Origin of the sequence: Pseudoalteromonas sp. OFAV1, assembly GCF_021532595.1 — a bacterium.
In the GTDB taxonomy this organism is placed as follows: Bacteria; Pseudomonadota; Gammaproteobacteria; order Enterobacterales; family Alteromonadaceae; genus Pseudoalteromonas; species Pseudoalteromonas lipolytica_C.
Genome location: NZ_JAKGBG010000019.1, coordinates 39,942 through 52,848 on the forward strand (window position 1 = coordinate 39,942; position 12,907 = coordinate 52,848).

Genomic DNA, 12,907 nt, shown 5'->3' on the forward strand with positions numbered 1-12,907 from the left:
AATCTCTATCATAAATATGTCGGCGCACATTTTACCAAACAATAATAACTGCGGCACAGCTAACAATTAGAGATTATACTATCAAATCTATATCTTTTTTTGTTGCAATTATTTTTGCTGGTGGTATAATTAATTAAAACAACAAAGGGATACGGATATGAAATTAAATACTGACATGAACGATCTGGAAACTTTTAACGAAGCTGTTATGAATGCTCACTGGATCCTAAATGAGGACTCTTTAGAACTAAGTGTCCTACCTACAGCAAATGATGACTTTGAGGCTTATTGCGCTGATAATGACGAAGAGTTCCTACTATCTCTTTCGGACGAACAGTTAGCTAATGATGAGTTTCTTGAAGATAACGGGTACTCTATTGTCCCACAGGTTTTAAGACGATTTTCACCTGATGCCGGTTACTACAGCGCATAATTACTTACAAAGGTGAGTCAATGCATGACTCACCTATCAAAAATCAGATAAAGAGCAAATAGAACAATGCTAAAATTGGTAGTATGCACCCTACTTCTCTGATAATTAACTTGAGTCCATTCTTGAATACTGTGCCATGTACCAACTGATTCTTAACTATATGCATCCCGGCACAAATTCTTACCACAAATAGCGAATGGAATAGCACTTTAAATCCCATTAGCGCTGTAAAGTCTGGCTCTATATTGCTATAGATTACACTACACGCTGCAACCATAAAGATTACTAAAGTGACCTTAATCTCCGCAAACGTATAATCCAACTTTTCTCCATATAGAGAATCACTGTACTTCTTATCTAAAGCATAAAATGCAAATAGAACGAACAAAAATGAGATATACATATAAACCATAATAAAAGCCTCTAAAACAAGAAATTCATACAATCCTATCATTAGTCAAATCAAATAATAATTAAAAATTTACTTTTTAATTTTATCTTTTTATGTTACAATAAGTCATACTTAATAAGAACAATAAGAAGTGTTATGGAAATAAAATCTGGCAAGACTACAATACAAGAGTTCGCTAACACAATTCTGCAAAATAAGCTTTATAGAGATGACGGACTAAATAAAACAATATCCGAACGGGGCCTAAAATTCTTATCTTCTGAATACCATAGAGATATTCAGTACAGCATGGCACTAATCGACAACAAACCTGTCGCTCTTGCCATGATCGTAATACCTCCATTTGAAAATCAAGGTGGTCACCTCAAATCAGAACAGTTTGAGTTGTATTCAGATAGATATTTTTCTGTATTTACTAAAGAGGAATACCGAGGTAATGGCATAGCTCGTAAATTATCTGTCGAATTAGCTACGCAATTCGACAAAGGCATGCAAAAGCTTGGTCGTCGTTATGATGGCTTTTTTGTATGTTCGGAGAAGACAGTAGCACCAATGTTTCGAGAAAGCTTTTCTATTGCAGTTATGGCTGGTGGATTTCCTCCTTTCAGAGCTGTTAAACGATTAAATCACATACTTTTAAATGAACCAATACCTGACGCAATCGCAACCGAAATAAAGCTTGATAGTAGAGATGTAATAATTAATGAACTCAATAGACAAAAACTAAGCTTATCCAAACCTATAATTAAAATAAAAAACAACACAGAAGATGAATTATCATTTTTTTAACCAGAACGCACTGAAAATGCCTGTATTAACAAGGCATTTTTTTTGGCTTAAATTTCAAATAAAGCTCCAAACAGCCTTATAGCTACAATCAAACTATCAAAATCGCTCGTCTTTGAATCACTAATACTATATATTGTGTTTGTCGCTACTGAAATATACATATATAGACATTTCTTTAATTTATGGTACACTTAAATCTCTAATTCATTCTATAAATAAAGTAAGGTTTATTATGTTATTAGTTACAAAAAGAAGCGGCAAAAAAGAAGCTTTGGATCTTGATAAGATTCATAGAGTTTTAACTTGGGCAGCAGAAGGCTTAGATAACGTATCAGTTTCACAAATCGAGCTAAAAGCACAACTTCAATTTTTTGATGGAATTACAACATCAGGCATTCATGAAACAATTATCAAATCTGCGGCTGATCTAATCTCTGTAGAATCGCCAGATTATCAGTTCTTAGCTGCCCGACTTGCTATTTTCCACTTACGTAAAAAAGCATTTGGCGAGTTCACTCCGCCTGATTTCTATACGCACATCAAGAAGCTCGTAGAAAGCGGCAAATATGACAAACATATCCTCGAAGACTATTCTGAATCAGAACTAAATGAATTAGGTAATTACATCAATCATGATCGTGACCTTAATTTTAGCTATGCCGCAGTTAAACAATTAGAAGGCAAGTATTTAGTACAAAACAGAGTTACTGGTCAAATTTACGAATCAGCCCAGTTCTTATATATGTTAGTTTCTGCTTGCCTTTATTCTGTAACTAAATGCAAAGTAAAACGTTTAGATTACGTAAAGCGTTTTTATGACGCTACATCAAAATTTAAAATTTCACTACCTACACCAATAATGGCCGGTGTTCGCACCCCGACTAGACAATTCAGTTCTTGCACCTTAATTAATACTGACGACTCGTTAGATAGCATTAACGCATCAGCATCATCAATCGTTAAATATGTAAGTCAACGTGCTGGTATAGGTTTAAATGTAGGTAAGATTAGAGCGCTAGGTAGTGAAATTCGTGGTGGTGAAGCCCTGCATACAGGCATTATTCCATTCATTAAACACTTTCAAACAGCTGTTAAATCATGCTCGCAAGGAGGTGTTCGTGGGGGAGCTGCGACACTATTCTATCCTTTATGGCACCTAGAAGTAGAGAACTTACTTGTTTTAAAAAATAACAGAGGTGTTGAAGAAAATAGAGCTAGACATCTTGATTACGGAGTTCAATTCAATAAAGTCATGTACCAAAGATTAATCAAAGGTCAGAGCATAACTTTATTTAGCCCTTCAGATGTACCCAACTTATATGACAGCTTTTTTAGTGATCAAGAAAAGTTTGAAGAGCTTTACATTAAATACGAAAACGATCCTAACATTAGAAAAAAACAGGTTAAGGCAATCGAATTATTCAGTCTATTTGCCCAAGAACGTGCTAGCACTGGTCGTATCTATCTACAAAATGTAGATCACTGTAATATTCATAGCCCTTTCATTTCTTCAGTTGCTCCAATTCAACAAAGTAATCTTTGTTTAGAAATTGCTTTACCAAGCAAGCCTCTCACTAATGTGGATGATACAGATGGTGAAATTGCACTATGTACGCTATCAGCATTTAACTTAGGCGCAATTGAGAGCCTTGACGAGTTTGAAGAATTATCCGAACTAGCAGTTACCGCCCTCGACAACTTATTAGATTATCAAAGTTACCCTATTAAGGCAGCAGAAAAAGCAGCTTTATTAAGAAGAACTCTAGGTATCGGTGTTGTTAACTATGCTTATAAACTAGCTAAACATGGATTAAAATATTCAGATGGATCAGGAAATCAACTAACCCATGATATCTTTGAAGCTATTCAATTCTATTTAATGAAAGCTTCAGTTAATCTTGCCAAAGAGAAAGGTGCATGTGAGTTATTTAACGAAACCACATACTCACAGGGCATCTTGCCAATTGATACATATTCTAAGAAAGTTGATGAATTAGTTAGTAATAATTTGAAACTGGATTGGGAGACGTTACGAGAAGAAATTCTTAAATACGGCATGAGAAATTCAACTCTATCAGCCTTAATGCCATCTGAAACTTCATCACAAATTTCTAATGCAACCAATGGCATTGAGCCGCCAAGAGGTCTAGTATCTGTTAAGGCAAGTAAAGATGGAATCCTGAAACAAGTTGTTCCAGATATTAAAAATCTTAGACACCAATATGAAACATTATGGGATATCCCAGACAATAAAGGTTACATTTCGCTTGTTGCTATTATGCAAAAATTTGTTGACCAAACGATATCAGCTAATACTAATTACGACCCTTCTAAATTTGAGTCTAATAAGGTTCCGCTTAAGCTAATTATTTCAGATCTCATATTTGGTTACCAGCATGGAGTTAAAACCTTCTATTACCACAACACTCGAGATGGTGCTGGTGTCGATACTCCAGAAACTGTTGTCGAAGAAAGCGACGATGGATGTCAAGGAGCATGTAAAATTTAAGGTTCTTTGCTTATCGAAAAATAAATTTTAAACAGAATAGCCAAACGTTATGTTTGGCTATTTTTTTACTTAATGTCTTAATACAATTTTATCTAATTTTCTTTGTGTACATACTTTACTACGGTAGATAAATTAATTAATTGAACAAGGTTTTCATATGAATCTTTGTTTGATTCAATAAGCATTGATATTATTTTTTTTAATGTAACTGAATTGTTCGCGAAACTAGTTGCGTTAATTTCAACTTCTTTAAACTTTCCACCTAAACTTCTCACATCTACCTTGCTTAGATCTTGCTTACATATCACACCATTGCTCTTTAATTGCTCGCATATTTTATTGCCGATCACTTCAGGAAGAATGTCCTGTTGTGGCATTACAACAATTCGGATCTTGTATTTTGAAAAAATGGAATCTCTATGTAGCTCATCTTTGGTTTGACTCAAAGAAGCTTGAATTTGCTTGTACAAATCTTTTTGGTGCGAATCTAAACCGAAAACAGATTCTATGTCACTGACCAACTCTTCTAAAAGTAAACTTAAAAATTTCACAACAAACCAAATCCTAATCTTTGAGGATGGCGAGTATTGATCACATAAATTTTAAAAACAAGATCTTTTAAAAATATTTTTATTAAATCTTTTTAAAGATATTTACTGTAAATTCTTAAAAGAGTTCTTAATGTTAATCACTAATATGTTTTAGTAAGATCTAAAAAAAAACTCTTTAGAATAAATAGAATTACGTAGTAATTCTATAGTTGAGATCTAAGTTGTAGTTAAGGGGTTAGTAGGGATAGATCGAAGTTGTATTTAAACAAGTATCATATTTTTTCTTTAAAAAAAACACTTTTTACAATTAAATTTCAGCTCAAAAAATGTACTGAAAAATAAATGCTCTGGCTTATTGACTGTTCAAAATCAAGTGGTAGTATCGTCATCGTTTTACTCATGTAAGTTGAAAATTATGGATCGTGCAATCAAATTTAGAACAGCAATTTTTGGATCTCTCACACTGCTTTCGGCATCAAGTTTGGTCGCCGGGTATTTGTATTTCAATAATTTAAGTCCTGATGAAGAGTTAAGTGAGGAAGTAAGTTTAGCTATTGAGAATAGTGAAAATAAGATCCTTGAAAACATCCATTTCATAAAAAGGGAAAGTATGCCGGTAAAGGAAAATACTATCACCCTCTACTTTTCCTATAGCAGCAAAGAATCTTTAAACGCCTATTCTCAATTACTACAGTTAATTGATTCTTTGGATAAAGTTACACTTGAAGTAATTCATTTGAATCTTAATGAAAATTGGCAAATTCCATACAAAACTTTTGAGACACTTCAAATTTTAAAGAGTCCAATATCTCAAGAAGATGTGTTTAAATTCTTCATCAACAACAAAAAGATAAAGTCAAAATCAGACGTAACACCTTTACTATTAAATAATAATATTGATACATACTCTTTCTTTGAGATTTATGACTCTCTAGAGATAACCAAAAAATCAGCACAAGACTTTGAATCCATGAGAAGTAGTGGCATTGAATTTGTGCCAGACATCTATATAAATGGCAATCAGCAAGTTATTCTAGGTGCATTCAAAAACTACTCTGAATTAGCAAACTTCTTTAAGTAATATCAACGCACCTGATCAAGTGCGTTGATACTTGAAATATTAATGTAATTACAATCCATTCTGAACATATTCAGTATTCCTAAACATCTGAAGTACCATTACTTTTAAAAACCACAAGTTTTTTGCTTTTTTCATATATGTTATAAATTACTATAACGATTATAAATAATTATAAAATTATAAATAAAAATAATGTCTTACTGAAAAAAGTCATTAAAAAGTCAAAGAAGCTAAAAAAACTTATACAAAAGAGTGCCACAGAAGACGTTTAAAGTGCCCTGTAAGGCACTCTAATTGCCCAATAAGGCATTTTATGTGCCCAAGGGGGCATTTTAGTTGCCTTACTGGGCACATAAACTAACTTGAGGTTGTTATGTCTAATAAGCTATCAAATCAGATTGAAGCCAAACTAAAAGAGAGTAAAGACTCTCCAAAAAATCCTCTTGGCTATATAGACAAAACTAAACCTGTCTTTGGGTTTTATCTGAGAGTAATTCTTTTTATTGGTATAGTAATTCTCTTTATCGTAAATTCTGTTATGAGTTTCTATAAGATAAGAAACATTCCTGAACCTAGGTTTTTTATAACGACAACAGATGGTCAATTACATGAAGTAGATATTAAGTACGTTTCTAAAGGTGATTTGGAAAGCGCATCTATAGTTAATTAAGGTTTAAGGTTTATGCATAACAAAACAAAGTCAGATGATAGAAATTTGCTCAAGAAAAGTAAGAAAATAGAAGGTATATTTGGTTTAAGTTTTGTTTTGGTGATCCAAATCATACTGATGGTAGCTATTCTTACTTCACTATTCTATTCGGCCACAAAAACAACAAACTATGTCGTTTTATCGCAACAGGGTATGAATGAGTTCAGAGCGCTGATAAAACTCAATCAACCTAATCACAAGACAAGTATTGTAGCTAACTGGGTAAGTGACGCATTGGTATCTACTTTCGACTTCAATTACATAAATATGACAGAGCATTTAACGGAAGAGTCTACAAATTGGTTTACAGGTGCAGGGAGAACAGCCCTTATAAATGCACTTGAAGCAAATGAGTATTTCGCTGAAGTTATAGAAAAGAAGGCGATAGTGCAATTACAAACAACTCAAAACCCTGTTTTCATTAAGAGCCGCTTAAATGAAGAGACTGGTCGATACGAATGGATTTTTCAGGTTCCAGTTATGTTTACTTATGTTATTAGTGAAAGAAAGCCTGAGGTGAGTAATGCAATATTCACCTTATCAGTTGAAAGAGTGCCTTTCTCTGACAATGATAAGGGCTTAGGCATTAATAAACTGATTATCTCAAGATAAAGTTAAGAAGAAAAAAAAATGGCAAAATCTTTGGCTATACAGTGTGCTGAACACATTAATAGAAGAAACCAATTTTATGTGATTGGTAAAAAGCGTTTGAACATATCAATTTGTATTGCTTTAGTTCTTATGTTTTTAAGTTATGCGTTAAATATTTTTACCTCAAGCATTCAAGGTCAAAGATTCTTTTTTGCTGCCCACTCAAATTTTGAGTTTGTAAAACTGATCAAGCGAAGCGAACCTATTTATGGTGATGATTTTATCTCCAATTGGACTGAGGAAGCGATTGAAGATATCTTTGATTTTAGTTTTGTGAATTACAAAAAACACTTAAATCTAAAAACGAACAAATATATATCAACTTCAGGCAGAGCAAGTCTTATTAAAGCTCTTCAAGATGCTGGAATTCTTGAACTTCTCGTTGACTCTAAATTGATCTTGAAAATTGATGCAGAAAGCGGAGTTATCTCTTCGAAAAAAGTAAATAAAGAAACAGGTAATTTTGAATGGGTTGTTGAGCTACCCATTGTTACGAATTACATAGAAAGCGAATTCCTGAGATATAAAAATGTAGGAAAAGCAAAAGTTACTGTAAAACGAAAAAGCCTTCTCGAAGGCAATGATGGTCTTGAAATAGATAAAATTCTATTCACTATTGTGAAATAGCAGGCACTAACATCCATTCAATAGCATTGATTTAAGAAAAACAGTAATGATATTCTAACTATTGATTTTATTTATAAGGTACGTCTTAATGCTAACTAAAAAAAGATTTTTATCATTATCGATCATAGGAGTCTTAACAGGCTTTTTGTCGATTGGGGCAAATGCGTCTTCTAGTAAATTGAATGATAATTCAACAAGTAATTTATCAGAAGAAGAAATAGCTCTTATTAATGAAAAAAAAGACGCTATCCTATATTTGCTACAAGAAGATGCAGAGCTCGCTCCATATTTAAAAGCTTATAAAGATAGAGCAAAAGAAAAAGCTTTAAGTGAGGATTTGGATAAACTTTTTCCTCTCAGTGCTGAAGATATAAAGGTAAGAAGAAAGAAATCTTTAGAAATTGAAAAAGCTAATAACGAGCCCCTCATTAACAGTGAAATAAAAATATCTGAAGTGCCATATGATCCAAGTGAGAAGTCACCAGTAGTTTTAAATGTTGCAGCTAATAACCCATCTTCAATTTCATTCTTTGATTATGAAGGAAACCCTTGGCCCATCGCCGGTGAAGTTATAGGCGATCCCAACTCATTTACTAGCAGTGTATTCACAGAAGATAAAAATGTAGTCGTATTTTCAATACTTAAAAGATTTTCAGAGTCTGTTGCTCTAGTTAATTTGTCGGGATTGAAGAATTTGGTTGTTATCAGACTTAGGGGAAACGAGAGTACTGTTGACTCTAATAAGAGGATTCGATTACCTAAGCTTTCGCCCATTGCAGAAAAAGCTGTTGAGCCTGTAAATATCAGCATCAATGTAGGGAATGAGCCAGTTTTTGATAAATTAATTTCTGGCGATTATTTGTCGGACAAATCTATTAAAGAACTATACGTAAACAACAATCCTAACCGAAACAATGTTTATGTTAGGCAAGGTGAATTCACATACCTAAGAGTTAAAAATGAGCTCATTTTCCCTGAAACTATTAACCATCATAAATCATCTAATGGATATAACCTCTATAAGATAAAAAACAAAGATACTATTACATTACTAGCTAATGGTGAGTATCAAATATTCACATTAAATGAAAAATAAAGTTTAAGGCTAGAGTATGAAATTTAAATTACCAAAATTAGATACGAAGCAAAAGTTCTTTGTAGGTTCTTTGTTCGTAGTTATAGGCTCAGCTTCTTATTTTATGTACAGCTCGGCAAATAGTCGTTCTCAAAATATTGATAATGGCGTTGTTAAAATTGATAAAAAAATAACAACTGAAGAGATCTCAAATAACACCAGTAAAGATAGCGCAGCTCAGAAACTTCTGTCTGAAATTGAAGAAAGGGAAAGGCAAAAAAAATTATCTGATGAGTCTAAAGATTCATATATAGATAAGCCAATCTTAAATGTTGAAGGTGTTTCTGATATAGAATCAGATACTGATATTAAGAAAATAGATTCAAATAAGGATAAGGTTCTTGATATTGGTGCGTTAGTAAATCAAATAACTGAAGAAAAAAAGAAAGAGCAAGAAAAAGAAAAAAAGACAATTATTGATGATGTAATTGTAGAAGAGAAAGTTAAATCCAAAAAAATTGAGTTAAACTTTAATAAAGCTGAATTTATTAGAGAATTAAGAGCATCAGGAACTATCGATTTAACATCGGTTAATGTTTCGAATAGTACACCAGTATCAGCTCAAATTAACAATTATGGATCTTCAGTTACGACTAAAGTGGACTCGAGTGAAAATACATATGTAAGCAACCAAGAAAGCAGTTTAACACCTGCCGAAAGAGCATCTAAGAGACGAGACGAAGAGTTACAGAAGTATTTGTCTGATAGAGGCATGAATGCCGGTACAGTCGCATCAAATGAATCAGATAATAGCGTCAGCTCTGTAAATAATGTTCCTGAATATGAGTCAGATGAAACATTATTTGTAGGTGAGATGCTATATGCAATTAATAATCTCCCTATAAATTCAGATAACTCTTCGGTTGTTCATTTTGTTTCTGTGGCTCCGGGTGGCAGTCATGGCGGCATTTTCTCAGGAAGCTTTAAAAAAGTTGGAGATACAGTTGCCTTACAGTTCCATGAGTTTAATAAAAATGGTGTAAAAGTTCCTGTTAATGCAATAGCAATTAACCCTGATGATTACAGCACCTTATTTGCTGATGATGTCGATCACCATTACTTCCAAAGGTATGGTGGTGTGGTCATAGCTTCATTGCTAGAAGGATACTCTGAATCACTTCAGGAGATTAAGCAAGAAGATACTTTATCTGGCAACAAAGTAACCACAGCTAAAGCTGAAAGATTCAATGATAGAATTATGATTGGTATTGGTAAGGCTGGTGAGCGTTTAGCTCCTGAGTTCTTAAAAGACATTAATAAGCCCAGTACAGTATATGTAGACAAAGATAGGCCTGTTAGTATCTTATTCCTCGAAGATTTTAAAGTTCCTAAGTTTTAATATATTAAGGTGTTTTTATGAGTGATGATAAAAAAAATGAAGAGTTATCAAATGAGCTACTTGATGACAATAATGGTTTAGATGAAATTGCTGGCTTCGATGATTTAGATGAAAGTACAGGAATTGATGACTTTGAAGATGACTTTGAAGATGATGGCTTTGAAGAGGTAAATGATAAGACTCAACGTGAAAAGGAACAGCTTGAGAAGGAACAACAATTAGAAAAATTAGACAACGAAATTGTTGATACACGTTCTGAAATTAAAAAAGTTGCCGGTAATGGCACAGATACAAATTCAGACGAAAATGATGGCTCTTCTGAAAATGACAAAACTTCGAATGACGAAGAACCTGAAAAAAACAATAAATTTAAGATCAACAAATTTCATATTGCTTCAGGTCTATTGTTAATTGCAGGTGTCTTTGTAATTACAAGCAAACTTAGTGGGACATCTACAGAAGTGCAACCCCCTAACGTGCAAAACAAACCGTCTATTGAGGTGCAAACAAAGCCTGAAGAAAACGATACTAATAAGGAAGCAACTCAACAAAAGATTGCATCTATTTTAGATAATAATAAGGCTGAACCTAATATTGACCAAGTCAACAATGTTCAAGGTAAAATCTTATTATCAGAAGATAAGAAAGATGAAGAAACTTTAAAGGTTCCTAATCTAGAAGAAAATAACGAACTTAATGATTTAGGCAATGACGTTCTTGATGGGGCAAAGGCATCTGCGCTTATTGATAGTCTCTTATCTGACCGCAAACAAGCTGACCAAATCAGCATTGAAGCGGTTACAAATGATGGTAAGTTCATTATCGTTAAAGGCCAGAATGATGAGACTTTAACTCTCAATGTCGGTAAGAAGCTATCATATTATGGTGACGAACTTCGCGTTGATAATATCTTAGAAAACGGAAAGGTTGTATTACTTTCTAATGGTCTTTATATCGATAAAACACGAACACCTCTTGATAAAGTAAAACTTAAAGAAGTTCAGAAGAAAAAGATTAGAGAAGAACAAGCCCGAGCTAATGAAATTCAAGAAGCCAAAATCAAGGCTGAAAAGTCTTTAAGCGCTAAACTGAATCTTGAAATTGAGATGTATAAAAATACCATCAAAGAACTTGAAACTAAATTAGAGAATAAAGTCACAGAAAAGCAACAAGGTAATGATGTACAGGAGAACAAACAAGTTGTTCAAGGTACACTTACACAAGCTATAAATCGTATTGACGATATTGAAAAAGTTCTTAACACGCCTAAAGAACCTGAGCTTCTCATAGGATGGTCAATCAAAGGTAGCTTTAAAGAAACTCGAATGAATTTTGTATTAAATGGTTATTTAATTCAAAACGCATACGGTGATTTCTATAAAGTTGTTGTTGGCGATAACTTCAGAAACTTTGGTGTCGTCAAAGGGTATGATGATAACGGAAAATTCTTTATTGGAAATCATTACATTTTATAGTCTTTATATTAATTAAGAGGTTTATGTCATGTTTAAAAAAATGAAACACAAGGCGTTGTTAGCTGGTTTACTTCTAACATCAGCATTTAGTAATTCTGCTCTAGCGGCGTCTAGTGCATCAAGTATTACAAATGATTCTTGTAACGATGGTAAATTGTCAGGTATTGCCTGTAATATTCGAACAGAATTTGGTGAGTTTGGTGCTCTAATTGTAGCTGCGTTTTACCTTTTAGGCTTTTTCCTGACAGGTTTAGGTGTTTACTTCTTTTGGAAGAATGAACAGCAGCCTAACCAAGATCATGGTAAAAAAGGTTTAGTTGCCATTTTCGTTGGTGGTGGATTGCTTTCAATCACATACCTTGTTGATGCGAGTTCTGGAACCGTAAGCGGCAAAGATGTTGATACCGGAAGTAAAATTGATGCTGAGCTTGGTGGCGAGTATTAATAACAATGAAGCCAATAACTTTATCAGTTAAACGCGATGGCTTCAGAGTTGATCAGCCAGACCCTCAAAAGGGGCTGGCTGAATTTAATGAGGCTAAATTGAAGCTCAAAGAGAGAGATTATGGTAAGTGCAAATATTGCGACTTTACCGCTGAAAAATACCAAGAAGTGCATCATGTTGATGATAACCATGAAAATAACGATTTAGATAATTTAGATACCGCTTGTACGTTATGTCATATGTGTTTTCATATTGGGTATGCCGGAATTTCAAATCGAGGGGTTTTGATTTATTGTGAGGAAGGGAAAAGAATACCGAATTTCCAAGCAAAGTTAAATAACATTGTAAGGGTACTATGGGCAGCTACTGCTTGTGGGGACACAATAATCCAAAACAATGCTTTAGATTATCTAAAAAGGTTAGAAAATCTACGTGTATCTGCGATGGAAGTTATTGGTACATCTGACCCTATTTTTTTAGGGAATTACCTAAGGGATCTGAGCGAAGAAGATTATGGTAAGAGGAAAGAAAAATTAGATGGAATTTTTCTTTTACCTTTAAAAGATGGTTATCCTAACCACATCAAGTATTGGTCTAACCTAATCTTAAAGAAACAAACAATCCAGTCTTCAGAAGAAATTGCTGAAGAAAGTTCATTTGAATGGCTTAAGTTTGAAGAACTACCTCAAAACTTTCAGCAGCTCAAACAGTTCTTAGAAAAACAAGTAAAAGACAAGTAAAACTCCCCCCT

General features: G+C 33.5%; 13 protein-coding genes. 12 read left to right on the plus strand and 1 reads right to left on the minus strand.

What is annotated here, in order from left to right:
* Positions 1-175 precede the first annotated feature (175 nt).
* From L1267_RS12395 to nrdA, 3 genes are all read left to right on the plus strand, one after another.
* On the plus strand, positions 176-433 hold the full coding sequence (locus tag L1267_RS12395) for a hypothetical protein (RefSeq protein WP_235383042.1): 258 nt from the start codon (positions 176-178) through the stop codon (positions 431-433).
* Positions 434-980: 547 nt separating this feature from the next.
* Positions 981-1,634: a GNAT family N-acetyltransferase gene (locus tag L1267_RS12400; RefSeq protein WP_235383043.1), complete on the plus strand. Its 654-nt coding sequence runs from the start codon at positions 981-983 to the stop codon at positions 1,632-1,634.
* 232 nt (positions 1,635-1,866) lie between these two features.
* Positions 1,867-4,143: a class 1a ribonucleoside-diphosphate reductase subunit alpha gene (gene nrdA / locus L1267_RS12405; RefSeq protein WP_235383044.1), complete on the plus strand. Its 2,277-nt coding sequence runs from the start codon at positions 1,867-1,869 to the stop codon at positions 4,141-4,143.
* 92 nt (positions 4,144-4,235) lie between these two features.
* Here nrdA and L1267_RS12410 read toward each other — a convergent pair whose 3' ends face one another.
* Positions 4,236-4,694, minus strand: a complete 459-nt coding sequence (locus L1267_RS12410; RefSeq protein WP_235383045.1) for a hypothetical protein — start codon at positions 4,692-4,694, stop codon at positions 4,236-4,238.
* A gap of 415 nt (positions 4,695-5,109) precedes the next feature.
* Here L1267_RS12410 and L1267_RS12415 point away from each other — a divergent pair, with 415 nt between their 5' ends.
* From L1267_RS12415 to L1267_RS12455, 9 genes are all read left to right on the plus strand, one after another.
* Positions 5,110-5,775: a hypothetical protein gene (locus tag L1267_RS12415; protein ID WP_235383046.1), complete on the plus strand. Its 666-nt coding sequence runs from the start codon at positions 5,110-5,112 to the stop codon at positions 5,773-5,775.
* 373 nt (positions 5,776-6,148) lie between these two features.
* Entirely contained in the window at positions 6,149-6,445 is a 297-nt protein-coding gene (locus L1267_RS12420; RefSeq protein WP_235383047.1) for a hypothetical protein, read from the plus strand.
* A 12-nt stretch (positions 6,446-6,457) separates the two neighbouring features.
* Positions 6,458-7,096 (plus strand): DotI/IcmL family type IV secretion protein, encoded by a 639-nt coding sequence (locus L1267_RS12425; RefSeq protein WP_235383048.1) that lies wholly within the window; start codon positions 6,458-6,460, stop codon positions 7,094-7,096.
* Positions 7,097-7,114: 18 nt separating this feature from the next.
* A complete protein-coding gene (locus tag L1267_RS12430) occupies positions 7,115-7,762 on the plus strand; it encodes a DotI/IcmL family type IV secretion protein (protein ID WP_235383049.1) in 648 nt (215 codons plus the stop codon).
* Between the two features lie 88 nt (positions 7,763-7,850).
* On the plus strand, positions 7,851-8,858 hold the full coding sequence (locus L1267_RS12435; protein WP_235383050.1) for a DotH/IcmK family type IV secretion protein: 1,008 nt from the start codon (positions 7,851-7,853) through the stop codon (positions 8,856-8,858).
* Between the two features lie 16 nt (positions 8,859-8,874).
* The gene (locus tag L1267_RS12440; RefSeq protein ID WP_235383051.1) at positions 8,875-10,236 is read left to right on the plus strand and encodes a DotG/IcmE/VirB10 family protein; all 1,362 of its coding nucleotides are present in this window, start codon (positions 8,875-8,877) and stop codon (positions 10,234-10,236) included.
* A gap of 17 nt (positions 10,237-10,253) precedes the next feature.
* Positions 10,254-11,711: a hypothetical protein gene (locus L1267_RS12445; RefSeq protein ID WP_235383052.1), complete on the plus strand. Its 1,458-nt coding sequence runs from the start codon at positions 10,254-10,256 to the stop codon at positions 11,709-11,711.
* A 28-nt stretch (positions 11,712-11,739) separates the two neighbouring features.
* Positions 11,740-12,156, plus strand: coding sequence for a hypothetical protein (locus L1267_RS12450; RefSeq protein WP_235383053.1), 417 nt, complete (start codon positions 11,740-11,742; stop codon positions 12,154-12,156).
* A 5-nt stretch (positions 12,157-12,161) separates the two neighbouring features.
* On the plus strand, positions 12,162-12,896 hold the full coding sequence (locus L1267_RS12455) for an HNH endonuclease (protein ID WP_235383054.1): 735 nt from the start codon (positions 12,162-12,164) through the stop codon (positions 12,894-12,896).
* Positions 12,897-12,907: the final 11 nt, after the last annotated feature.

Excerpts from the sequence above, each read along its gene's own strand:
- L1267_RS12395 (WP_235383042.1), top strand. The coding sequence starts at position 176 with ATGAACGATCTGGAAACTTTTAACGAAGCTGTTATGAATGCTCACTGG.
- L1267_RS12400 (WP_235383043.1), top strand. The coding sequence starts at position 981 with ATGGAAATAAAATCTGGCAAGACTACAATACAAGAGTTCGCTAACACA.
- nrdA (WP_235383044.1), top strand. The coding sequence starts at position 1,867 with ATGTTATTAGTTACAAAAAGAAGCGGCAAAAAAGAAGCTTTGGATCTT.
- L1267_RS12415 (WP_235383046.1), top strand. The coding sequence starts at position 5,110 with ATGGATCGTGCAATCAAATTTAGAACAGCAATTTTTGGATCTCTCACA.
- L1267_RS12420 (WP_235383047.1), top strand. The coding sequence starts at position 6,149 with ATGTCTAATAAGCTATCAAATCAGATTGAAGCCAAACTAAAAGAGAGT.
- L1267_RS12425 (WP_235383048.1), top strand. The coding sequence starts at position 6,458 with ATGCATAACAAAACAAAGTCAGATGATAGAAATTTGCTCAAGAAAAGT.
- L1267_RS12430 (WP_235383049.1), top strand. The coding sequence starts at position 7,115 with ATGGCAAAATCTTTGGCTATACAGTGTGCTGAACACATTAATAGAAGA.
- L1267_RS12435 (WP_235383050.1), top strand. The coding sequence starts at position 7,851 with ATGCTAACTAAAAAAAGATTTTTATCATTATCGATCATAGGAGTCTTA.
- L1267_RS12440 (WP_235383051.1), top strand. The coding sequence starts at position 8,875 with ATGAAATTTAAATTACCAAAATTAGATACGAAGCAAAAGTTCTTTGTA.
- L1267_RS12445 (WP_235383052.1), top strand. The coding sequence starts at position 10,254 with ATGAGTGATGATAAAAAAAATGAAGAGTTATCAAATGAGCTACTTGAT.
- L1267_RS12450 (WP_235383053.1), top strand. The coding sequence starts at position 11,740 with ATGTTTAAAAAAATGAAACACAAGGCGTTGTTAGCTGGTTTACTTCTA.
- L1267_RS12455 (WP_235383054.1), top strand. The coding sequence starts at position 12,162 with ATGAAGCCAATAACTTTATCAGTTAAACGCGATGGCTTCAGAGTTGAT.